Annotated in this window: 24 protein-coding genes and 1 other annotated feature; of the genes, 23 read left to right on the top strand and 1 reads right to left on the bottom strand. The window is 43.3% G+C overall.

Translation table 11 applies throughout. The features are described from left to right. Window positions 1-15 precede the first annotated feature (15 nt). The 17 genes from murA to NSQ99_RS12850 all read left to right on the top strand — a co-directional run bounded on the left by murA (window position 16) and on the right by NSQ99_RS12850 (window position 16,258). The gene (gene murA, locus NSQ99_RS12930) at window positions 16-1,299 is read left to right on the top strand and encodes a UDP-N-acetylglucosamine 1-carboxyvinyltransferase (protein WP_340837052.1); all 1,284 of its coding nucleotides are present in this window, start codon (window positions 16-18) and stop codon (window positions 1,297-1,299) included. Between the two features lie 49 nt (window positions 1,300-1,348). Next, a complete protein-coding gene (locus NSQ99_RS12925; RefSeq protein WP_340837050.1) occupies window positions 1,349-2,125 on the top strand; it encodes a cell division protein FtsQ/DivIB in 777 nt (258 codons plus the stop codon). 292 nt (window positions 2,126-2,417) lie between these two features. Further along, window positions 2,418-3,665: a cell division protein FtsA gene (gene ftsA / locus NSQ99_RS12920; RefSeq protein WP_340837049.1), complete on the top strand. Its 1,248-nt coding sequence runs from the start codon at window positions 2,418-2,420 to the stop codon at window positions 3,663-3,665. A 17-nt stretch (window positions 3,666-3,682) separates the two neighbouring features. Beyond that, window positions 3,683-4,777, top strand: a complete 1,095-nt coding sequence (gene ftsZ, locus NSQ99_RS12915; protein WP_251665669.1) for a cell division protein FtsZ — start codon at window positions 3,683-3,685, stop codon at window positions 4,775-4,777. 280 nt (window positions 4,778-5,057) lie between these two features. Further along, window positions 5,058-5,999, top strand: a complete 942-nt coding sequence (spoIIGA, locus tag NSQ99_RS12910) for a sigma-E processing peptidase SpoIIGA (protein WP_340837047.1) — start codon at window positions 5,058-5,060, stop codon at window positions 5,997-5,999. A 14-nt stretch (window positions 6,000-6,013) separates the two neighbouring features. Further along, complete coding sequence (gene sigE, locus NSQ99_RS12905; protein WP_251665667.1) at window positions 6,014-6,736, top strand: RNA polymerase sporulation sigma factor SigE; 723 nt, start codon at window positions 6,014-6,016, stop codon at window positions 6,734-6,736. A 68-nt stretch (window positions 6,737-6,804) separates the two neighbouring features. Beyond that, the gene (locus NSQ99_RS12900) at window positions 6,805-7,170 is read left to right on the top strand and encodes a hypothetical protein (protein WP_340837046.1); all 366 of its coding nucleotides are present in this window, start codon (window positions 6,805-6,807) and stop codon (window positions 7,168-7,170) included. Between the two features lie 133 nt (window positions 7,171-7,303). Next, the gene (gene sigG / locus NSQ99_RS12895; protein WP_251665665.1) at window positions 7,304-8,086 is read left to right on the top strand and encodes an RNA polymerase sporulation sigma factor SigG; all 783 of its coding nucleotides are present in this window, start codon (window positions 7,304-7,306) and stop codon (window positions 8,084-8,086) included. A 226-nt stretch (window positions 8,087-8,312) separates the two neighbouring features. Next, window positions 8,313-8,594 carry a YlmC/YmxH family sporulation protein gene (locus NSQ99_RS12890; RefSeq protein WP_340837044.1) on the top strand — a complete coding sequence of 94 codons (282 nt, stop codon included), beginning with the start codon at window positions 8,313-8,315 and terminating at the stop codon, window positions 8,592-8,594. Between the two features lie 41 nt (window positions 8,595-8,635). After that, window positions 8,636-9,481: a peptidoglycan editing factor PgeF gene (pgeF, locus tag NSQ99_RS12885; protein ID WP_340837043.1), complete on the top strand. Its 846-nt coding sequence runs from the start codon at window positions 8,636-8,638 to the stop codon at window positions 9,479-9,481. A gap of 6 nt (window positions 9,482-9,487) precedes the next feature. Beyond that, a complete protein-coding gene (locus NSQ99_RS12880; protein ID WP_251665662.1) occupies window positions 9,488-10,201 on the top strand; it encodes a YggS family pyridoxal phosphate-dependent enzyme in 714 nt (237 codons plus the stop codon). Next, entirely contained in the window at window positions 10,198-10,644 is a 447-nt protein-coding gene (locus NSQ99_RS12875) for a cell division protein SepF (protein WP_251665661.1), read from the top strand. The genes NSQ99_RS12880 and NSQ99_RS12875 overlap by 4 nt, the downstream gene beginning before the upstream one ends. 33 nt (window positions 10,645-10,677) lie before the next feature. Further along, window positions 10,678-10,950, top strand: a complete 273-nt coding sequence (locus NSQ99_RS12870) for a YggT family protein (RefSeq protein WP_251665660.1) — start codon at window positions 10,678-10,680, stop codon at window positions 10,948-10,950. A gap of 38 nt (window positions 10,951-10,988) precedes the next feature. Beyond that, entirely contained in the window at window positions 10,989-11,771 is a 783-nt protein-coding gene (locus tag NSQ99_RS12865; protein ID WP_340838791.1) for a YlmH family RNA-binding protein, read from the top strand. A 92-nt stretch (window positions 11,772-11,863) separates the two neighbouring features. Beyond that, the gene (locus tag NSQ99_RS12860; RefSeq protein WP_251665659.1) at window positions 11,864-12,358 is read left to right on the top strand and encodes a DivIVA domain-containing protein; all 495 of its coding nucleotides are present in this window, start codon (window positions 11,864-11,866) and stop codon (window positions 12,356-12,358) included. Window positions 12,359-12,448: 90 nt separating this feature from the next. Continuing rightward, window positions 12,449-12,708 (top strand) — a binding site (T-box leader). A 48-nt stretch (window positions 12,709-12,756) separates the two neighbouring features. Next, window positions 12,757-15,849, top strand: coding sequence for an isoleucine--tRNA ligase (ileS, locus tag NSQ99_RS12855; protein WP_340837040.1), 3,093 nt, complete (start codon window positions 12,757-12,759; stop codon window positions 15,847-15,849). 82 nt (window positions 15,850-15,931) lie between these two features. Then, window positions 15,932-16,258 carry a DUF5665 domain-containing protein gene (locus NSQ99_RS12850; protein ID WP_251665657.1) on the top strand — a complete coding sequence of 109 codons (327 nt, stop codon included), beginning with the start codon at window positions 15,932-15,934 and terminating at the stop codon, window positions 16,256-16,258. Window positions 16,259-16,273: 15 nt separating this feature from the next. Here the strand turns inward: NSQ99_RS12850 and NSQ99_RS12845 are convergent, their stop codons facing one another. Then, window positions 16,274-16,969, bottom strand: a complete 696-nt coding sequence (locus NSQ99_RS12845; RefSeq protein ID WP_340837038.1) for a TraR/DksA C4-type zinc finger protein — start codon at window positions 16,967-16,969, stop codon at window positions 16,274-16,276. Window positions 16,970-17,142: 173 nt separating this feature from the next. On the opposite strand from NSQ99_RS12845, the gene lspA reads away from it, so the two are divergent. From lspA to NSQ99_RS12815, 6 genes are all read left to right on the top strand, one after another. Continuing rightward, window positions 17,143-17,637 carry a signal peptidase II gene (gene lspA / locus NSQ99_RS12840; protein ID WP_251665655.1) on the top strand — a complete coding sequence of 165 codons (495 nt, stop codon included), beginning with the start codon at window positions 17,143-17,145 and terminating at the stop codon, window positions 17,635-17,637. Beyond that, a complete protein-coding gene (locus tag NSQ99_RS12835) occupies window positions 17,627-18,568 on the top strand; it encodes an RluA family pseudouridine synthase (protein WP_251665654.1) in 942 nt (313 codons plus the stop codon). The genes lspA and NSQ99_RS12835 overlap by 11 nt, the downstream gene beginning before the upstream one ends. A 133-nt stretch (window positions 18,569-18,701) precedes the next feature. Next, window positions 18,702-19,931: an LL-diaminopimelate aminotransferase gene (locus NSQ99_RS12830; RefSeq protein ID WP_340837036.1), complete on the top strand. Its 1,230-nt coding sequence runs from the start codon at window positions 18,702-18,704 to the stop codon at window positions 19,929-19,931. 470 nt (window positions 19,932-20,401) lie between these two features. After that, window positions 20,402-20,962, top strand: a complete 561-nt coding sequence (gene pyrR / locus NSQ99_RS12825) for a bifunctional pyr operon transcriptional regulator/uracil phosphoribosyltransferase PyrR (RefSeq protein WP_340837034.1) — start codon at window positions 20,402-20,404, stop codon at window positions 20,960-20,962. Window positions 20,963-20,974: 12 nt separating this feature from the next. Continuing rightward, a complete protein-coding gene (locus tag NSQ99_RS12820; protein ID WP_251665651.1) occupies window positions 20,975-21,874 on the top strand; it encodes an aspartate carbamoyltransferase catalytic subunit in 900 nt (299 codons plus the stop codon). A gap of 65 nt (window positions 21,875-21,939) precedes the next feature. Continuing rightward, on the top strand, window positions 21,940-23,226 hold the full coding sequence (locus tag NSQ99_RS12815) for a dihydroorotase (protein WP_251665650.1): 1,287 nt from the start codon (window positions 21,940-21,942) through the stop codon (window positions 23,224-23,226). Window positions 23,227-23,241 lie beyond the last annotated feature (15 nt).

The following is a 23,241-nucleotide window of genomic DNA, read 5'->3' as shown; positions in this document are numbered from 1 at the left end:
TTCGGAGGTGATACATTGGACAGATTGGTGATTGAAGGCGGAAAGCCTTTGTCAGGAACTGTTGTAATCCAAGGTGCCAAAAACGCGGTGCTGCCGATTATGGCTGCCAGTCTGCTGGCTGAAGGAACAACCGTACTCGAAAATGTTCCACATTTGCTTGATATCGAAGTGATGATCTCGATATTACGAGAACTTGGTTGTCGAGTAGAGCATAAGGGAAGTACGATTATCATTGACACAAAAGGAGCATCTGCTTCACATGTTCCGGAAGGGCTAATGAAACAGATGAGGTCTTCCATCTTTTTGATGGGACCATTGCTGGCGAAGTACGGCAAAACTCAAGTGTATCAGCCAGGTGGATGTGCAATTGGGGAGCGGAAAATCGATATCCATCTGGATGGTTTGAAGGCGCTAGGCGCAACGATTGAAGAAACAGGAAATACGATTCTTTGCAGAGCAGAAAAACTGATCGGTTCCGATATTCACTTGCATTTTCCTAGTGTAGGTGCAACGGAGAATATTATGATGGCGGCAGTTTTAGCTGAAGGTCGAACAACGATTACTAATGCTGCACGTGAACCGGAGATTCAAGATCTTCAGCATTTTCTTAATGCAATGGGTGCCAAGGTGCTCGGTGCTGGAACAGATACGATTACGATTGACGGAGTTAGCTCATTAAAAGCCTGTGAGCATAGAGTAATTCCAGACCGAATCGTAACGGGGACATTAATGATCGCAGCGGCTGCAACTCGCGGTCAAGTTACGCTACACAAAACCCAGCCTAGTCATCTCACGTCGCTTATTCATGTGATGCGCCGTGCAGGTGTTCAAATTCATGTTGATGGTGATATAATTAGAGTCGACAGCAGATTGCGCAGCAAGGCTGTTGAGAAAATTGTAACAGCACCATACCCAGCCTTTCCAACGGATCTGCAATCGCAGGTGATGGTTATGCTTGCTCTTGCGGATGGCGTTAGCGTCATTAAAGAAACGATCTTTGAAGGTCGCTTAAAGCATGTAGATGAGCTGGCAAGGATGGGAGCAGATATAAGCGTTGATATGAATACAGCCTATATTCGAGGTGTTCCTCGGCTATATGGTGCAACGGTAGAGGCGACTGATTTGCGTGCGGGTGCAGCTCTAGTTATTGCAGGGTTAGCTGCACAAGGAAAAACTGTAGTAGAGCGCATACATCACATAGATCGAGGCTATGATCGTATAGAAGATATGCTTTCCTTGCTAGGTGCCAAAATTACTAGATTAACAGCACTTTCTAAGAATGAGACCTATGCGCAGTAGACTTTGGAATGATAATCGGCTTCCTCATCATTGGTGAGGAGGCCGCGTTGTGTTAAGGAGTGGACAAGCGATGAATACCGATTTGCCAGTGCTAAAAGTACCTGAACCGAAAAAGAAAAGCAACAAAAAGCTAATAACGATAATTGTCATCTTATTTATTGCATTATTAATCATCGTGTTTTTTAACTCCTCGCTAAGTAAAATAACAGAAATCCAAGTTACCGGCGCGCAATTTACTAGCAATGCTGAAATAATAAATGATGCTGACCTTAAAGTAGGCGATTCATTTCTGTTCAGCTCAAGTAAAAAGATAAAAGAGTCATTGCTACGAAATAGCAGTATACAAAATGTCGATGTCTCCAAAAAGTTTCCGGGGATAGTAAAAATCAATGTGCAGGAATATAAGGTCGTTGCGTTCGAACTGTCCGAAAATGGTGATTTGATCGCACTACTTGCAAGCGGTGCGAGTGTCGTTACCAATAGTGAGCGTATGCAAATTATGGACAAGCCCATATTAACGGGCTGGCAGTCGGACGATATGAATAAAAAAGAACTGATGAAACAGCTCTCAACGATTGACAACGCATTGCTTTCCGATCTTTCGGAGATATCTCCCATACCTTCATCTGCTTTTCCCGATCGAATTTTAATTTTTACAAGAACAAAGTTCGAGGTGATTACAGCAATTAGCTTGCTGCGAGAGAAGGTAGGTACGATGAATGGCGTGATCGAGAGTCAAGCGCCAGGTCGACTTACGCTGCTTCTAGCTGATACATTTGTTCCGTTCGATATCGAAGCAGAAGAGGATGAATCTGGAAATGAGTAAAGTAAGCAAAAAGACACTACTCAACAGCTATAATCAATGGTAAAATTTTATGTGGGAATCTATCTAATCTTTTAAGTGAAACTTAATACCTATCTATTTTGGATTAACTCAAAATATAGGGAATTATTCCTACTTCTTATTAAAAGTTTCGAAAATAATGTTGAAAAAAGAGGGAAACCCACATATTTGTTGAATAGATGATAGTGGGCTTTCCACGAGTAAAAGTATAAGCGATCGAATATCAACTATTCATCGTTAAAACTATAAATATTTGAAACGGAGGTGCCGCGCAGTGAGCAACGGTGACATTATTGTCAGTTTGGACATCGGTACATCCAAGGTTCGAGCGGTTATCGGTGAAATTAATAGCGATAATTCGATTAATATCATTGGTGTTGGTACAGCAGACTCTGAAGGGATTCGGAAAGGTGCAATTGTAGATATTGATCAAACCGTCCTGTCCATTAAAAATGCGATTGAGCATGCAGAGCGTATGGTAGATATCGAAATCTCAGAGGTATATGTAGGAATTCAAGGAAGCCATATAGGCGTACAGACGAATCATGGTGTCGTCGCAGTGTCGAATGAGGATCGTGAGATCGGAGAAGAGGATATTGAACGAGTACTACAGGCTGCCAAAGTCGTTACGTTACCGCCAGACCGTGAAATTATAAACCTTGTACCGAAACAGTATATTGTAGATGGATTGGAAGGAATCTCTGATCCAAGAGGCATGATAGGAGTAAGATTAGAAGTAGAAGCAACAGTGATTACAGGTGCAAAGTCAGCTGTACATAATCTCGTTAGATGTGTGGACAAGGCTGGATTAAAAATTAATGGTGTCATTTTACTAACACTTGCATCTGGCGTTATGACTTTATCTAAGGATGAAAAGGAAGCAGGAACGGCGCTCGTTGATATCGGTGGTGGTTCAACGACGATTGCGATCTATGAGCAAGGCGGCATAACCGCAATCTCATCGCTTCCAATCGGCGGACAATTTGTTACGAATGATATTGCCTATGGACTGCGCTCTCAAAGCGATCACGCGGAGAAAATCAAACTGAAGTTTGGCTGTGCGAATATCGAGGATGCAGCTGATGAAGTAAGATTCAAAGTGACACGTATGGGTAGCAATGTAGAAAAAGAATTCTCACAAAAGGATTTGGCGAGTATTATCGAGCCTCGTATGCAGGAAATATTCCAGCTTATTAAAGCAGAGGTTACTGCTCTTGGCTACGGTGATAAGGTTGATAGCTATGTGTTGACTGGTGGCTCCGTCTCCTTACCTGGTACGCTAACATTAGCACAGGCGGAGCTAGATGCAAGTGTTAGAATTGCTTTGCCTGATTTTATCGGTGTAAAGGACCCTTCTTATAGCAGTGGAGTTGGAATGATACAATATGTTTCAAAATACATGGGTGTCCGAGGAGCTAGCACTACAACGAAGAAGCCAGTTAGTCGCAAAGGAAACAATCCAGCTTCGTCCAAACCCCGTATGTTAGAACGAATAAAAAATATGTTTCAGGAATTTATTTGACAGGGGGAAGAGAATAGATGTTGGAATTCGACTTAGAACTTGAGCAGCTAGCTCAAATTAAAGTTATTGGTGTTGGTGGCGGTGGTAGTAACGCAGTAAACCGCATGATTGAAAACGGAGTAAAAGGTGTAGAGTTTATAACAGTAAATACTGACGCACAAGCGTTGAATCTAGCTAAATCAGAGCATAAGCTGCAAATTGGTGATAAGCTAACTCGCGGGCTTGGCGCAGGAGCGAATCCTGAGGTAGGTAAAAAAGCAGCAGAAGAATCTCGTGATCTAATTGCTAACCAGCTGAAGGGTGCGGACATGGTGTTCGTAACTGCAGGTATGGGCGGAGGAACAGGTACTGGTGCTGCCCCTGTTATTGCTGAAATTGCACGTGAATGCGGTGCTCTAACTGTTGGTGTTGTTACTCGCCCGTTTACGTTTGAAGGACGTAAACGCTTTGGACAAGCTGAATCAGGAATTGAAGCGTTAAAAGAAAAGGTTGATACATTAATTGTTATTCCGAATGATCGCCTTCTTGAAATCGTAGATAAGAAAACTCCAATGCTCGAAGCATTCCGTGAGGCAGATAATGTTCTCCGTCAAGCGGTGCAAGGCATTTCTGACCTGATTCAAGTTCCTGGTCTAATCAACCTAGACTTTGCTGACGTGAAGACAATTATGACAGAGCGCGGCTCTGCACTAATGGGTATTGGTCTAGCAACTGGTGAAAACCGTGCAGCTGAAGCGGCTCGCAAAGCCATTCAAAGCCCATTACTTGAAACATCGATTGATGGTGCACGTGGTGTTATTATGAACATCACTGGCGGTAGCAATCTGTCTCTATATGAAGTTAATGAAGCGGCTGAAATCGTTATTTCAGCATCTGATCCAGATGTAAATATGATTTTCGGTGCGATTATTGACGAGGATATGAAGGATGAGATTAAAGTAACGGTCATTGCTACTGGCTTTGAGGCGAAGCAAGTGGAAGGGCCTCCACGTCGCCCAGTGACACAAGCAACCGGCGATGCTGGCGATGCTGGAAAATCTCAATCTTCTAAACCTATTGGAACAAATCTATCGAGCGATTTGGAAATCCCTGCATTTCTGCGTCGTAAATAATAAGTAGGATGAATCCCCTTATGCTTTATTCGATACACAATCGAATGGAAGCTAAGGGGATTTTTTTGTATGCATTTTTAAGATTAGCTGCATGGGGATGATCCTCTATCATCGCACACTTCAACTGACAGCATATGCGAAAGTTTACCGTTCTTCTTTGACAAAAATAGAGTGAATAGCGTGACATAAACTGACAGACTTTGGAATAAATATAACCTATACTGTTTACATTGTTTAGATCTAGCATAGGTACGCAACAGCTGCATCGGAGTTGAAGTAAATGGCTATATATGCTGATATCATCTTTCTAAGAGAGCTTTTAGTAGACGGAATTATATTATTACTAACGGGCTGGGTACGCGGTGTACGACCGAAGCCTTGGAGACTGCTGACAGCATCCGCACTAGGAGCCATGTACACACTTGCCATGCTCATCCCGAGCTTAGGCGGCATGTATCACATATTGATAAAGCTTTTTATATCCTTTTTGATGATCTATATCAGCTTTGGCTATTATTCCTTGCAAACTTACTTAAGAGATTTAATAAGCTTCTATCTCATAAGCTTCGTATTAGCTGGAGGACTGCTCGGTATATATTATATGCTCATGAGCAGCTCGCAGCAGGTTTGGGCTAATCTTATTTTTACTGGTGGCGAAGTGACAACGAAGCTGCAGATGGGTACCTTCTATCTCATTGTATGCAGTATGGTTATTATCTATTTGTGGATGAATTTTGTTCGAAGTAAACGTAAACAGCAGCTTATGGAGCAGCATATTGCTGATGTAGAGCTTCACTTAGCTGGACAGGTCACCCATTGCCATGGACTTATCGATACGGGCAATCAGCTCTATGACCCATTAACGAAGACACCTGTCATGATTGTTGAAGTTAACCAGCTCGCTCATCTGCTGCCTTTTGCGCTAGTAGAGCAGCTCAAGCAAGGGGACATGAACCGTGTGCTAAGCACGATCACGGAGCATGAAGACATGGAGAAATGGCAGGACCGCATTCGAATCGTTCCTTATCGAGGAGTAAATCGAAACGCTCAATTTATGCTTGCTCTTAGACCTGATCTGGTCAGAGTTAAGCATAACGAAATCGTTTATGATGCCGCAAAAGTACTGATAGGATTTGATGGTGGACAGCTGAGCGCAGATGGCTCCTATCAAGCGATCGTTCATCCATCGTTAATGATTAATCAAACATCATCCGTAGGATAGGGAGGAATCGATACATGCTAGTTAAATACAAATTACGTATGCAGCTTACCTATTATAAGTTATTGCTGAAGCTGGGGTTAAAGTCCGAGACCATTTACTACATTGGAGGCAGTGAAGCGCTTCCACCTCCGCTTACTCGTGAAGAAGAGGAATATTTACTGCAGCGTTTGCCTACAGGAGACGAAGCGGTTCGATCGATGCTTATTGAGAGAAATTTGCGTCTTGTCGTGTACATTGCGAGAAAGTTTGAAAACACAGGCATTAACATTGAAGATCTTGTATCCATTGGAGCGATTGGTCTTATTAAAGCTGTGAATACCTTCGACCCCGAGAAAAAAATTAAGCTTGCAACCTATGCTTCCAGATGCATTGAGAATGAAATCCTTATGCATTTACGAAGGAACAATAAAACAAGAACAGAGGTAAGCTTTGACGAGCCGCTGAACATAGATTGGGATGGCAATGAGCTGTTGCTCTCTGACGTACTAGGCACAGAAAACGATACGATTTATCGAAATATTGAGGAGCAAGTAGATCGCAAGCTGCTGCAAAAGGCATTGGAAAAGCTATCTGATCGTGAGCGGGTGATTATGGAGCTTCGGTTTGGACTAGCTGATGGTGAGGAAAAAACACAAAAGGATGTTGCAGACATGTTAGGCATATCTCAATCCTATATTTCACGTTTAGAAAAACGTATCATTAAGCGTCTTCGAAAAGAATTCAATAAAATGCTTTGACGTTCAGGTATTGTAACTTGAGATGTATAATGCGAGAGGAAGTGTAGCAAGTCATGCCGTTCACAACAATGTCCAAGGACATGATGACGCTTGAATACGCCGGTTATCACCTTACGATATCTAATCTGGAGCTAAAGCGCGATGCTCAGGCAGTCATTGTTAAGATGAACATCTTGAATAGCGGAACCGTAGAAAAGGTATTAAGCAGTAAATATTTTGTGTTAGCTGCGAATGATCAAGAGGTGTGTCCACATGCCAGCTACTTAAGTGAGCCTGGCAGACCAGGCATGCTATGGACATGGAAAAGACTAAAGCCTAGTGAAGCATGCACGATTATTATGCGTTATCCTCGAGTAAACAGCTCAGAGCAATTTGCATTAAAAATGATTTATCGGCAATTCATACATACGATAAAACATTTTTATCCTATGTAAAAATTATCTTTTTTATGAGCAGGCTGCTTCGTTAGAGGCAGCCTGCCTTCTGTCGCAAAATGTCAAAATAGGAATAAAATCATCCCCCAAGGAGATAATGAATGTTAATGTTTCCCCTTGGGAGGTAATGAGAATGACCCGTAATAAAGTTGAGATTTGTGGCGTAGATACCGCTAAACTGCCAGTGCTTACTAACGTTGAAATGCGCGAATTGTTCACAGCTCTACAAACCCGAAATGAGTGGGGGGCTAGAGAAAAATTAGTTAACGGGAATTTAAGATTAGTTCTCAGTGTGATTCAGCGATTTAACAATCGAGGCGAATTCGTAGATGATTTATTTCAAGTCGGTTGTATCGGCCTAATGAAAGCTATTGATAATTTTGATTTAGGTCAAAACGTAAAGTTTTCTACTTACGCTGTTCCGATGATCATCGGTGAGATTCGCAGATATTTGCGCGATAACAATCCGATACGAGTATCGAGAAGCTTACGTGACATTGCATACAAAGCACTGCAGGCACGTGACAGCCTAACGAATCAATTTTCACGTGAGCCAACTGTTCATGAAATATCAGAGTTGTTAAATGTACCAAAGGAAGACGTTGTGTTTGCTCTCGATGCGATACAAGATCCGGTTTCGCTTTACGAGCCGATCTTCAATGACGGAGGCGACCCTATCTATGTGCTTGATCAAATTAGTGATGATAAAAACAAGGACATTACATGGATCGAGGAGATCGCTCTACGTGAGGCGATGCAGCGATTAAATGAGCGGGAAAAAATGATCTTATCTATGCGATTTTTTGAAGGTAAAACGCAGATGGAGGTAGCAGAAGAAATCGGGATTTCGCAGGCTCAAGTGTCGCGCTTGGAAAAGTCAGCTATTGGACAAATGCAAAAATACGTCAACACTTGATCCTTTGCCTGCAAAGCGCTTGTCATCCATGGTATACGAGCAAACTATATGTGATGACACAATGTACGAGGCTAGTTAAAACAAATTAAATTGCATTACGAAGCATGGTAACGTCAGTCAAGCTGCCTAGGAATATTCCTAGGCAGCTTTTTTATCGTACAACTCCAGAAATACTTTGCTTTTACCCATCATATACTAGGGCATAGCGATGAAGGAGCGTGAGGTCATGAAAATATCAGATTTTCAGTCCAAGGATGTGATTAATATTGTGGACGGGAAGAAACTAGGTAATGTTAGTGATATTGAGCTTGATCTTAGACAAGGAAAGATTGATGCGATCGTTGTCCCACAGCTTCAGCGAATGTTTGGCTTTTTTAGTTCTACAGGCTCAGAAATCGTGATTCCATGGCGCAACATTGTAAAAATAGGGCAGGATGTCGTGCTTGTGCGGCTAGAAGAAACAAAAAATCTTCGAAATGAAACCGATGATTTGCATGTGCAAACATAACAGGATACACTAAAAACATGAACACACATGGGGTGAGAGGCTTGGAACCGTTTGTACAGCATCAATCTGAGGAGCATCAGCTGCTGCTCTCGCAATGGATGGAGCATAATCAACAACTAACCGTAGGCTTTACTACTCGCAATGGTGGTGTAAGTAAGACGCCTTTCGATACATTTAATATTGGATTGCATGTCAATGACGATGCAGAAGACGTGCTGCTTAATCGTCAAAAATTAGCACATAGCGTTGGCATGAGCTTCGAGGCTTGGACCAATGGTGAGCAAATTCATAGCAATCAAATCGCGATTGTGACTAGCAAGGAGCGGGGAAGTGGCCGAAGCAGTATGGAGGATGCGATAAAAGGAGTGGATGGCCTACTTACGAATGAGCCTGATATATTGCTAACCTCCTTCTATGCGGATTGTGTACCGCTATATTTTTGGGATGCAGAGCACCAGGTCATTGGTCTTGCTCATGCAGGCTGGAAGGGTACAGCAGCGGCTATCGGAAAGCAAATGATAGACACAATGAGTACGGTCTATCATTCTAAGCCTGAGCAGATTCGCTGTGCGATTGGACCAGCAATCGGAGCATGCTGCTATGAAGTGAATCACGTCGTTATCGACCGAATCGAGGAGCTTTGGCATACGCTAGAGCTTCCTGGGGAAGCGTTAGCATCTGTTTTTACAAAAAAACAGGCGGGCCACGCGCATATTAACTTGAAAGAAATAAATCGACAGATTATGATAAAAGCAGGAATAATGCCGAGTCATATCGAAATAAGTGAGTGGTGTACCGGCTGCTCTCGACAATTGTTTTATAGTCATCGCATGGAGAATGGCAAAACAGGTCGCATGGCAAGCTGGATTGGAATTCGAAAAGGGTGAGGCAAGATGAGCATACAGGAGCGAATATACAACGTGCAGAAGCGGATTGAAGCCGCTGCAGCTCGCTCTGGACGAGCAGTTGAAGATATTCATGTTGTGGGCGTAACAAAGTATGTATCGACAGAGCGTACAATTGAAGCTTTGCAAGCAGGTGTTAACGAGCTAGGAGAAAATCGCTGGCAGGTGGCAAAGCCGAAATGGGAATACATACATGAGCATAAATCAGAGCTGCCAGATCCGATCTGGCATTATATCGGTTCACTGCAAAGCAATAAGGCCAAGGAGGTAGTCGGTCGCTTCGACTACATTCACTCGTTGGATCGCCTTTCGCTGGCAGAGGCTATACAGAGACAAGCTGAAAAAGCAGACCTTACAGTAAAATGCTTTGTACAGGTTAATATTTCTGGTGAAGCATCAAAGCAAGGACTTCCTCCAGAGGAAGTACTGGACTTCTTACAGCAATTAGAGCGTTTTGATCGAATTATTCCCGTTGGATTAATGACGATGGCGCCATTCGAGCTGAAGGCCGAGGAGACTCGTCCTGTATTTGCAGGGTTAAGACAGCTTCGAGATAACCTGCTTGAGCAATTAGGCGACGCTTGCACATTAACTGAGCTTTCGATGGGCATGTCCAATGATTTTGAGGTCGCCATTGAAGAAGGGGCAACCTACGTGCGGCTTGGCACAATACTTATTGGAACAGAGGAGGATGAACAATGAGCGTATTTGGTAAATTCATGAATTATTTCGGGTTGCAGGAGGAAGAAGAAATTGTAGAGCGTGAACGAATTCCTGCACAAGACGAGCAAGAAGTCGAAACGAATCCCTTTGAACAACGTAAACAATCTAGAAATACACATCTAACAAGCGTTGGCGGCAATGTTGTTAGCTTGCACACACAAAAAAATACACGTATGGTGCTGAGTGAACCAAAAAGCTATGATGAAGCTCAGCAGATTGCAGACGAGATTCGCAACCGCCGTTCAGTTGTCGTTAATTTGCAGCGTGTACGTTCAGATTTGGGCTTGCGTATCGTAGACTTTTTATCAGGTACAGTTTATGCGCTAAATGGGTCGATTTCCAAGCTTGGACCGAACATTTACTTGTGTGCACCTGAATCCGTTGAGGTTCATGGTTCAATAACGGAGTTAACGACCGAATAATAATTACACAAATGAGGTGACACACTTTTGTATATGACGATTAGTTCCATTGTATCAACGCTTTTTACGCTGTATTACTATCTCATTTTGGCCTATATTTTGATGTCATGGTTCCCAAATGCTCGTGAGAGCTCCATAGGTCAATTTATCGGCAAGCTGGTAGATCCGTATCTAGCGATTTTCAGAAAATTTATTCCGCCAATCGGCGGCATGCTGGACATTTCACCGATCGTTGCCTTTATTGCACTTCGATTTATTCAATCCGGTGTATTCTACTTAATCGATTTGTTGTTCGGTCGGGGATAGCAGTACCGTGTTAATTACTTTTCTAAGGTGAGTGTATGATGAATACAGGCTTCTATAGTCATTTTCATTCCGAGGAGAAGGCGTTTGTTGATCGAGCGCAAGAATGGATAGAGAGGTCCGCCGAGCTTCATGAGCTGAGGCGGACTGATTTTTTAGATCCAAGACAGCAGTTCGTCATTACGACGCTTTGCAATCGGAATGGGTCAGTCAATGTGAAATTTGAAGGCGGCAGTGAAGCAGCTGAGCGCAGAAGAGCGATTATCGCTCCGGATTATCGTGATCTGGAATATGAAAATGCCGAGCTTGCTATTCTTCAAGTGACGAGTCAAAGTGAAAAATTTAGTGAGCTGGACCACGGAGATATGCTAGGTGCATTGCTTGGATTAGGCATAAAGCGTGAAAAAGTTGGTGATATTCATCTACATGATACGTTTTGCCATATCGTTGTGGCGCAAGAATTGTCCAGTTATTTTGATCTAAATCTTAGACAGGTTCATCGCTTAGCAGTGCTAACTGATGTTCTAGATATCGATAAGCTTCAGCCTGTTGAGCAGAAGCTAGAGGAAATGAGCTTTACCGTTGCTTCGATGCGACTCGATGGCATTGCTAGCGATGCTTATCGAATTAGCCGTGCGAAAATCGTTGAACCGATTAAGGCGGGGCGCTGTCGTCTTAATTGGAAAACGGTGGAGGATCCTTCGGCACAGCTGAAGGAAGGCGATGTCGTATCGATCAAGGGCTTGGGTCGATTTAAGCTGCTTCAGGTCGATGGCGTCACAAAAAAAGGTCGAACACGTGTGAAAATAGGTAAATATATTTAAGATTATGCAGGAAAATGAATAGCGCTGTCGAATAACAAATGTAATCGACGATCAAAAAAGTATCGCTTTTTATATTCATAGGAGGTGCTCCAATGTCATTGACACCATTGGACATACATAACAAGGAGTTTTCACGAAGAATTCGCGGTTACGATGAAGATGAGGTTAATGAATTTCTTGATTTGATCATTAAGGATTATGAAGCGATGATCCGTGAAAATAAGGAAATGCAGAATCAAATTCTTACATTACAAGAGCGTCTTAATCATTTCTCCAACATTGAAGATACGTTAAGCAAGACGATCATTGTTGCGCAAGAGGCTGCCGATGAGGTACGCAACAACGCGAAGAAGGAAGCTCAGCTTATTGTGAAGGAAGCCGAGAAAAATGCTGACCGTATCGTCAACGAGGCTTTGAATAAGTCTCGTAAAATTTCTCTTGAAGTTGATGAGCTTAAAAAGCAAGCTTCGATCTATCGTGCTCGTTTCCGTACGCTTGTAGAAGCACAGCTTGAGCTTTTGACCGAGGAAGCATGGGAAAGTCTTGATATTAATAAGCCAGAAAATCGAGTAGCTGCCGTAGAATAATAGCTACCAAATTGGGCGATACTGTATCAGAATATGAGATCATTTTCAATTGACAACACGAACGTAATTCGATATAACTATTGTATATTTGATAATTCGATGACGAGAACAAGTACATAGATGTTCATGCCTCAGAGAGCCGATGCGTGGTGAGAATCGGTGCAAGACATCTACGGAACATCATCTCCGAGAAGCTGCGCTGAACAAGAGCAGGAATGCTTAGTAAGTGTAGACGGCTGTCCACCGATAACAGGATGCAGATGACAAGGATCATCTGACTAAGGTGCCGTTTGAGCTTGTTTTTGCTTGCACGGAACAAGGGTGGTAACGCGAGCAACCTCGTCCCTTTTTGGGACGGGGTTTATTTTTTTTTCTGAGGAACGAGAGGGGATAGAAGCATGCAGCGTGTTGACGTAAAGGAACGTGCACGAGCTCGTGAATTGCGAGTGCTGGAAAAGTGGCAAAAGGAAGATACATTTAAAAAATCGATTGAGAACCGAGCAGGTAAACCAAACTTTGTATTTTATGAAGGGCCTCCAACTGCGAATGGTAAACCGCATATCGGTCACGTGCTAGGACGTGTTATTAAAGACTTTATTTGTCGATATCGTACGATGAGTGGGTACCGCGTTATCCGTAAAGCTGGATGGGACACACACGGTTTGCCAGTTGAGCTTGGTGTTGAGAAGCAGCTCGGTATTTCAGGCAAGCAAGAAATCGAAGCCTATGGCATCGAAAAATTCGTTAAGGAATGTAAGGCAAGTGTATTTGAATATGAGAAGCAATGGCGTGAGCTTACGGAAGCGATCGGCTATTGGACAGATATGGATCACCCATATATTACGCTAGACAACAATTATATTGAGAGTGTATGGCATATTCTTTCGAAGATTCATGAGAAGGGATTGCTGTATCGCGGACATCGAGTAAGTCCATACTGCCCATGCTGTCAAACGACACTTAGCTCACATGAGGTTGCGCAAGGCTATGAGGATGTGAAGGATCTAAGTGCTACGGTTAAGTTCAAGCTGAATGATTCTAACGAATTCATTCTCGCTTGGACGACGACGCCTTGGACTTTGCCTGCTAACGTGGCGCTTGCTGTTAATCCAGAGCTAGTATACGCACGTGTGAGCAAGGACGGCGAAGTATATATCGTTGCTGAAAATTTAGTTACATCTGTTATGAAGGATGAGTATGAGGTTATTGGTACGCTTAAGGGAAGCGAGCTAGTAGGCCGCAGCTACACTGCACCGTTCGGTTATGTAGCGATTGAAAAAGGTCATGTTGTGATCTCAGGCGACTTTGTAAGTGATACGAGCGGTACAGGTATTGTTCATATCGCACCTGCACACGGGGAGGATGACTACCGAGTTGCTCGTCAAAATGGTATTAGCATGCTAGCTGTTGTGAACAATGCTGGCCGATACATTGATGAGGTTACCGATCTTGCGGGACGTTTCGTTAAAGATTGCGACGTTGATATCGTGAAGATGCTAAGTGAAAAGGGACTATTGTTCTCGAAAGAGCGCTACGAGCACAGCTACCCATTCTGCTGGCGTTGTAAGTCACCATTGCTCTACTATGCAACGGAAAGCTGGTTTATTGAAACAACTGCTGTTAAGGATCAGCTCATTAAAAACAACAGTGAAGTAGATTGGTACCCTGGTCATATTCGTGAAGGTCGCTTCGGTAAATTCCTTGAGGATCTTGTGGATTGGAATATTAGCCGTAATCGCTACTGGGGTACACCGCTGAATGTATGGATCTGTGAAGCGACAGGTAAACAGTATGCACCAAGCAGTATCGCTGATTTGCGTGATCGCGCCGTTGATTTTGTACCAGAGGATATTGAGCTTCATAAGCCTTATGTCGATGATATTCTACTGAAGAGTCCGTTCGCTGAAGGGGCAGTTATGCGCCGCACGCCAGAAGTTATTGATGTATGGTTTGATAGTGGCTCTATGCCGTTTGCACAGCAGCACTATCCGTTCGAGAACGCTGAGCAGTTCGCTGATCAGTATCCTGCGGATATCATTTGTGAAGGTATCGACCAAACACGTGGTTGGTTCTACAGTCTATTAGCTGTATCTACATTGTTCAATGGCAAGGCACCATATAAAGCGGTATTGTCCACAGGCCATATTCTTGATGAAAATGGACAAAAAATGTCTAAGTCAAAAGGCAACGTGATTGACCCTTGGGATATCATTAATGAATTTGGTACGGATGCATTCCGTTGGGCTTTGCTTGCGGACAGTGCGCCATGGAATAGCAAACGCTTCTCGAAGGGCATTGTGGCCGAGGCGAAATCCAAGGTAGTAGATACGATTGTAAATACCCATGCATTCTATGCGCTTTATGCGTCCATCGATGGATTTAAATATGAAGAGCATGAGCTAGTGGCATCGAGCAATAAGCTGGATCGCTGGATCATTAGCCGATTGAACAGCTTAATCGTAACAGTAACAAAAGGACTCGAGGCTAACGACTTCTTAAATCCTGCAAAAGCGATTGAAACGTTCGTTGACGAACTGAGCAACTGGTATATCCGTCGTTCACGTGACCGCTTCTGGGGAAGTGGCTTATCTGAGGATAAAGTAGCTGCATATCAAACCCTTCATAACGTGCTTATTTCGCTAGCGAAAATTATTGCGCCGTATACACCTCTCGTAGCTGAAGATGTATATGTGAATCTTGGTGGAGGGGAAAGCGTGCATCTTGCTGACTTCCCAATTGCCGATGAGACACTTATCGACGCTGAGCTAGAGCGTGATATGGAAAGCTCCAAAGTTATCGTTGAGCTTGCTCGTAACGTCCGTAATGAAACGGGTATTAAAACTCGTCAGCCGCTTAGCGAGCTCATTGTTTCACTGGATCGTGAGTTTGATCTTTCTTCCTATGAAGACATCATTAAAGATGAAATTAATGTGAAGCATATTACGGTGCAGCATTCAGATAGCGGCTTTGTTGATTTCAACTTGAAGCTGAATCTAAAGGTTGCCGGCCGGAAATTTGGTAAGCAGGTATCTCCAATTCAGCAGTCCTTTAAGGATATGACCGCTGATCAGACAAGAGCGATTGTAAATGCTGGGGAATATGTGTTCACAACAGAAGATGGCGAGCAGCTCGTTATCACACTAGATGAAATGCTTGTAGAGAAAAAAGCGAAATCGGGCTTTGCATCTGCATCTGGCAGTGGTGTTACGGTGGCTCTGAACACGGATATTACACCTGAGCTTGAGCAAGAGGGCTGGGTGCGTGAAGTGATTCGTGCTGTTCAAGATACACGTAAGAAACTCGATCTTCCAATCGAGAAGAGAATTGAGCTTGTATTAGACGTTGATAATGAGCTTAAGGCTGCGCTTGAAGCCTTCTCAGAAGTGCTTCGTGATAACGTTCTGCTTCAATCAGTATCCTACCAGAAGGTAGATCATATGGAAAATGTACAGCTAGGCGACAAGACGGTTGGCATTTTCATTAGCAAATAGGGATATATTAATACAAGCCCGCTTGCCAAAGTGGCAAGCGGGCTTGTCCTATACATAAAAGATAAAGAAAGGATGACTCCAGTTGCCTGAACAAGATGATAAGGAGCTTACACAGCTTAAAAAATCATTAGATGCTGTTGAAGAACGGCTAATAAAAGTTACGAATGACTTAGAGCGTACGCAAATTGCTGATTATGTCAATCTAATGAATCGACCAATGAAGCTGATGTGGCGCCATTTTATGGCCGGAATCGCTAGAGGAGTCGGCTCAGCACTCGGTGTAGTCATTTTTGCAACGCTCATCCTTTATTTACTGCAAATGCTCGGTGCACTTAATTTGCCGATTATTGGAGACTATATTGCAGATATTGTACGCATTGTACAAAATCAGCTCGATATCCAACCGTAACATTAAAGGAAAACGTTACAGATCTTCAAGGTCATGATCGCCCTCATCATTTTTTAGATAGCGTTGGTATGCTTGACTACGTACAACAAATACATCTTTACCTGTAATATCAGTTGCAATAAAGCTTTCAATGGGTTCAACGAAGCCCTCATATTCATCCTCAAGATCTCTTGCGAATTCGGTATCGAGCATCATGATTGAGCCATCATAAGAGGAGTTACCGTAATCGAGTACGGAGCGAAGCGTATCCTCACCGTCATAAGCGGCATAGTCCATATCGTCCATACTGATTTGCTCCATCTTAATGGGCTCATACTCATAGTTGGCTCTATATTCCTCGATTCGAGGCGAGTGCTGCTCACAGGTTGCGGTTTCGGGTATCGCTTCCAAGCGTTCAATAGGAATTGGCTGCTGACATACATTGCATACACCATATTGATTATCATCGATTCGTTTGATCGCATCCTCGAGCTTTGATAAATGCCGCTGCTCTCTCCGCAGAAAGGCAATTTCTTTTTCCTGCTCGAAAAGCTCAGTTCCATAATCACCAAAATGATTATCATAATTGGCTAGCTCCGAGGTTATGTTAGGATCACTGCCAACGGATGACTCTCTGTAGTGCCGATCTATCTGTTCTAACAGTTCTTTTCGTGCATCGAGTAACACTTCCTTAAATTGCTTCAGCTGCCCATCGCTTAAGTGTGATTGCAAATCGATCACCTCATTTCTTGATACGTGCACTATATTGTGTGTTAATTTTCGAAAAACTAATAGGGCAAAGCTTGGGTGTACAGGACATCGCAGGGAGATAAGGTAGAATGTGAAACGTGGATATGCTACACTAAACGGGGGTATAAGCTTACATCATATGTAGGAGTGAAGTTATGAGAATATTGTTTTTCATTATTGCGATAGTCGCATTCGTTATTGATTACATAACGAAAAAATGGATTGCCACCAATATGAAGATTGGTGATGAGTTTAGTGTTATTGGAGATTTCTTTCTTATTACCTCGCATCGTAATCGAGGCGCAGCATTCGGAATATTACAGGAGCAGCGGACCTTTTTCATTATCATTACCGTCGCAATAGTCGTAGGTATACTGTGGTACGCACATATTATGCGTGATAAGGGCTCCAAAACATTGCTTGTTGGGCTATCCTTGGTCCTTGGAGGAGCATTAGGTAATTTTATTGATCGTGTACGTTTTGGTGAAGTGGTTGACTTCTTTAAGTTTAACTTCGGAAGCTATACTTTTCCGATCTTCAACATTGCTGATTCAGCGATCGTCATTGGAGTAGGATTAATTTTACTGGATACACTTCTTGATATGAGACGTGAACAGAAAGGTAAGGTTGCACTTGAGCATGAAGAATGAGGAACAGCACGACAATATGCTGCAATTTCAATCCGAAGCAGTACATAAAGGGGTAAGGATAGATAAGTTTATTACCGATCAGCTCAATGATCCTGCCGTATCTAGAACCCAGGTACAGGATTGGATAAAAAATAATTACGTACAGGTCAATAATCAATCAATTAAAAGCAACTACAAGCTTAATGAGCAAGATGTAGTCGTTATACATATTCCTGAGGCAACGGAGCTTGAGATCGTTGCTGAAGCAATCCCGCTTGACGTTATTTTTGAAGATCAGGATGTTATTGTTGTTAATAAGCCAAGAGGTATGGTTGTGCATCCAGCTCCTGGTCACTCCAGTGGTACGCTAGTGAATGCGCTCATGCATCACTGTACCGACCTATCGGGCATTAATGGTGTGCTTAGACCAGGCATTGTTCATCGTATCGACCGTGATACGACGGGATTGTTGATGGTTGCCAAAAATGATCTTGCACATCTATCGCTTGCAGAGCAGCTGAAGGAGCACTCGGTAACGAGACGCTATACTGCGCTTGTGCATGGCAATATGCCGCATGATGAAGGAACGATCGATGCACCAATTGGTCGAGATCCTAATGATCGTAAGCTCTTTACCGTTACTGATCATAATGCGAAGGATGCGGTCACTCATTTTCGAGTAATCGAGCGAATAGGCAATGACTTTACGCTTGTCGAGCTTGAGCTAGAAACAGGTAGAACGCATCAAATTCGCGTGCATATGAAATATATCGGCTATCCGCTTGCTGGTGATCCTGTATATGGACGCAACAAAACGGTACCACTTGCTGGACAAGCCTTGCATGCTGGAGTACTTGGTTTTACACATCCTCGTACTGGAGACAGGCATCAGTTCGAAGTGCCGTTGCCTGATGATTTTACTACGATATTGAAAAATCTGCGATCAAGATAGGTCGCAGATTTTTTTTATTCCATGTAAATATGTACAAAGATTTGGCTAGATTCTGTATTATGTTTCAGGGCGATGTACGATATTCTTTTACGTAGATAATAGAGACGTAGAAGGATTGGTGAGACATATGGCAATGGTTAATCAACACTTTTTAGAGCTGCAGGGCAGCTACTTATTTTCAGAAATTGCTAAGCGTAGATCAAAATATATGGAGCAGCATCCAGATGCAAATGTAATTAGTCTAGGAATCGGTGACGTGACGCGTGGATTGCCGCAGGCAGTCATTGAAGCGATGCATCAAGCAGTGGATGACATGGTCAATCCATCCTCCTTTAGAGGCTATGGTCCAGAGCAAGGCTATAGCTTTCTGGTAGACGCCATTATTACTGGCGACTATCATCGTCGCGGAATTGAGCTTAGTAATGACGAAGTATTCGTCAGTGATGGTTCGAAATGTGATGTAGGCAACATTCAAGAAATATTTAGTCAGGACAGTATCGTAGCTGTACAGGACCCTGTCTATCCGGTTTATGTCGATACGAATGTAATGGCAGGACGTGCAGGGGGCTTCGACACAGCTCTTGGTCGCTATAAAAACATCGTTTACTTAGATTGCTCTGCAGACAATGACTTCAAGCCCGCATTGCCTACAGAACGTGTAGACCTGATCTACCTATGCTACCCGAACAACCCGACAGGCATGACCTTAACGAAGGATGAGCTGAAGGTATGGGTAGATTATGCGATTGAGAACGATTGCTTAATTTTATTCGATTCTGCATACGAAGCCTTTATTACTGAGGAGGATGTTCCTCACAGCATCTATGAAATCGAAGGAGCTCGTCAGGTAGCGATTGAATTCCGAAGCTTCTCCAAAACAGCTGGCTTTACAGGCATGCGTTGTGCTTATACGGTAGTACCTAAGGAGCTAAGAGGACGTGCTTCCGGAGATAATCTCGTTAGCATTAATGAGCTATGGAATCGCCGACATACGACGAAGTTTAATGGTGTGTCCTATGTCACACAAAAAGGGGCTGCCGCTATTTATACACCTGAAGGTCAAGCGCAAACGAAAGAGTTGATCGAGTACTATATGGCAAATGCTGCAATGATACGTGATGGCTTACAGGAGGTGGGCTTCACGGTATATGGAGGAGTAAATGCACCGTATATCTGGCTCAAAACACCAAATAATATGTCATCATGGGATTTCTTCGATTTTCTCTTGAAAGAAGCAAATATTGTAGGTACACCAGGAGTTGGCTTCGGCACATGCGGTGATGGCTATTTCCGGCTAACAAGCTTTGGCAGCCGAGAAAATACAGAGCAGGCGATCGCTCGTATTAAAAAGCTGAGCTTCTAATTGCAGCTAAAGCAGGTTGAATACAGCTTGTTGACGGTTGACAGATAGAATCAGTATACAGATAGATAACAGATAAGGATTAAATCATAAGCTCTAGGGGAGGCTTCTCCCTAGAGCTTATGATTTTTTACATTAGTCTGTTAATGGGTGGAGATGAATGGCGAATCAATAAGCGGCGCGAACAAAAAACATAGAACGGATCTTGACAATAGCTGTCGAACATGCGATAATTTCTACGATACAGATGTACCTTTAATTCAGTCCCGTGAGGCTGGCAAGGTAACGTGAATATTTGGATATGGTATAGTTGTCTCTTCCTAGAAGAGTTCTGCGTAATTCACGCAGAATGTCTTCTGCTGTGGATAATTGTATTCCTTGTCCGGATCGTCATAACTCCTTGCGAATTCGCAAGGAGTTTTTTCGTTGCCATGTGAACACAATAATGCGAAGTGCAGAAAGTGGTGAAGCAGATGTCAGAAGCAGAACTTCATATTTTAATGGATGAAACGGCGATTCGCAGAGCATTAACGAGAATAGCTCATGAAATTGTTGAGCGAAATAAAGGAATTGAAGATTGCATCATTGTAGGCATTAAAACAAGAGGGGTCTACCTTGCTAATCGGATTGCAGCTCGAATATCTGATATCGAAGGCATTGAGGTTCCCGCCTATGAGCTTGACATAACGAAGTACCGTGATGATCGTGATGAGCTTTCTGCTGACCTTTCGCTTGAAGCAGCTGAGCAGCCTGGTGAAACTGAGCTAGCAGCAATTAATGTGAAAAATAAAAAGGTAATCTTAATTGATGATGTTCTATATACGGGGAGAACGATACGAGCGGCTATGGATGCGATTATGGATCAAGGGAGACCGCAAAGTATTCAGCTAGCAGTTTTAGTTGATCGAGGGCATCGTGAGCTTCCGATCAGACCAGATTTTATCGGCAAAAACGTTCCTACCTCTAGACATGAAGTGATTCAGGTACAGCTTTCAGAGATTGATATGGTCGATCAGGTGACGATTTTTGACTAGGAGGAACCTTATATGAATGCAATATCCATTCAAACAAAAAGCTTACTTGGTTTGAAGGACTTAAGCCAGCAAGAGATACAATCCATACTTGATCGTGCAGCTTATTGGGAGCAGCACCCAAGCAAAACACATGAGCTGCTTAAAGGGAAATTTATTGCGAACATGTTTTTTGAGAACAGCACGCGAACTCGCACATCCTTCGAGGTAGCAGAAAAGCGTCTTGGAGCGGAAGTTATTAATTTCAGTGCAGCAGCATCCAGCGTGGAGAAGGGCGAATCGATCTACGACACGGTACGAACGCTTGAATCAATGGGTATCGATGCAGGTGTGATTCGATTGAAGCCAATAGGGCTGCTTGCGGAGATGGCTGAGAAGATTCAGGTGCCGTTAATTAATGCAGGTGACGGCAACAATGAGCATCCAACTCAGGCGCTGCTTGATCTGTATACGATGCAAAAGCATTTCGGTTCATTAAAAGGTCTGAATGTTGCAATCATTGGTGATATCTACCATAGCCGAGTAGCACGCAGTAATCTATATGCCCTACGCAAGTTCGGAGCGAATGTTGTTTTCTGTGCACCTGATAATATGAAGGCTCCTGAGCTTGAAGCTGAATATGTAAGTATGGAGCAAGCAATCAATGCAGATGTAGTCATGATGCTGCGTGTTCAGTTAGAGAGACATGCACTCGGTATGCTGAAATCAGCAGAATCGTACCGTGAAAGCTTTGGCTTAACGACTGAAAGAGCATCACGTATGCAGCCGCATGCGATCATCATGCATCCAGCGCCTGTGAATCGAAATGTGGAAATTGACAGTGAGCTTGTAGAAGCGCCAAACAGTAAAATTTTCCCTCAGATGGCTAATGGGGTTCCAATTCGAATGGCAGTTGTAGAACGATCGATGTCGTAACTAACGATCTACTTACGAATTTATTAAGTTCAGAGTAAACATCGTAACAATGAGGAGGAATATAAATGTCTTTATGGATTTTGAACGGCAGTGTTTGGAATGAATCGACAGCTGCACTTGAGACGAAGCATATCCAAGTAGAAAATGGCATCATTAAAGCGATTGTAGAAAGTACTGAACAAATCTCGACGGAAGGCTCCGAGGTTGTAGACGCAGCAGGAAAACTCGTATCGCCAGGCTTTATCGATATGCACGTGCATTTGCGTGATCCAGGCTTTACACATAAGGAGGATATCGTAACCGGCTCGCGTTCAGCGGCAAAGGGTGGGTTTACAACGATCGCTTGCATGCCGAATACAAGGCCTGTAACCGATACTCCTGAGACAGTTTCCTACATTATTAACAAAGCAGAGGAAGCGAAGCTTGTTAAGGTGCTTCCATATGCATCCATCACTAAAAATGAATTAGGACGAGAGCTAACAGACTTTGCAGCATTAAAAGAGGCTGGAGCAATCGGCTTTACAGATGATGGTGTTGGCGTGCAGAATGCCCAGATGATGAAGGATGCAATGGCGCTCGCTAAGTCGCTAGATATGCCCGTTATTGCGCACTGTGAAGATGATACCTTAGTCAAGGGTGCATGGGCTTCGGAAGGTGAATTTTCTAGAAAACACGGCATCAAAGGAATTCCGAACGAATCAGAAGCGATTCATGTTGGTAGAGATGTATTGCTAGCAGAGGCAACAGGGGTTCATTATCATGTATGCCACGTGAGCACTGAGCAATCCGTTCGATTGATTCGTCTTGCGAAGCAGGTAGGTGTGAGTGTCACTGCTGAGGTTTGCCCACATCATTTGATCCTATCTGATGAAGACATTCCAGGTCTTGATGATGCGAATTGGAAGATGAATCCTCCACTACGTACACCAAGAGATGTAGAAGCAGTTCTAGAAGCGCTTGAGGATGGTACGATTGATATGATCGTTACGGATCATGCTCCGCATAGCGCTGAAGAGAAAGCGAAGGGCGTAGATTTGGCTCCATTCGGCATCGTAGGATTGGAAACAGCATTCCCATTGCTATATACAAAATTCGTAGAAACGGGTCGTTGGACTCTTGGCTTCTTATTGCAGCGCATGACTGCTGATCCTGCTCGCGTTTTCCGCTTAGAGCAAGGGGCATTAGAAGTTGGAAAGCCTGCGGATATAACAATTGTAGATTTGCAAACAACGAAAAAAGTAGACCCTAGCACATTCTTATCCAAGAGCAACAATACACCATTCGGTGGCTGGGAGCTTAAGGGCTGGCCTTGTGCGACAATCGTAGATGGCAATATCGTCTGGACTGAATAGAAAGAACAACTTTGG

The organism is Paenibacillus sp. FSL W7-1287, from assembly GCF_038004245.1.
In the GTDB taxonomy this organism is placed as follows: Bacteria; Bacillota; Bacilli; order Paenibacillales; family Paenibacillaceae; genus Pristimantibacillus; species Pristimantibacillus camelliae.
The sequence above is the reverse complement of the archived record's forward strand: the minus strand, read 5'-3'. Positions and strand labels throughout refer to the sequence as shown.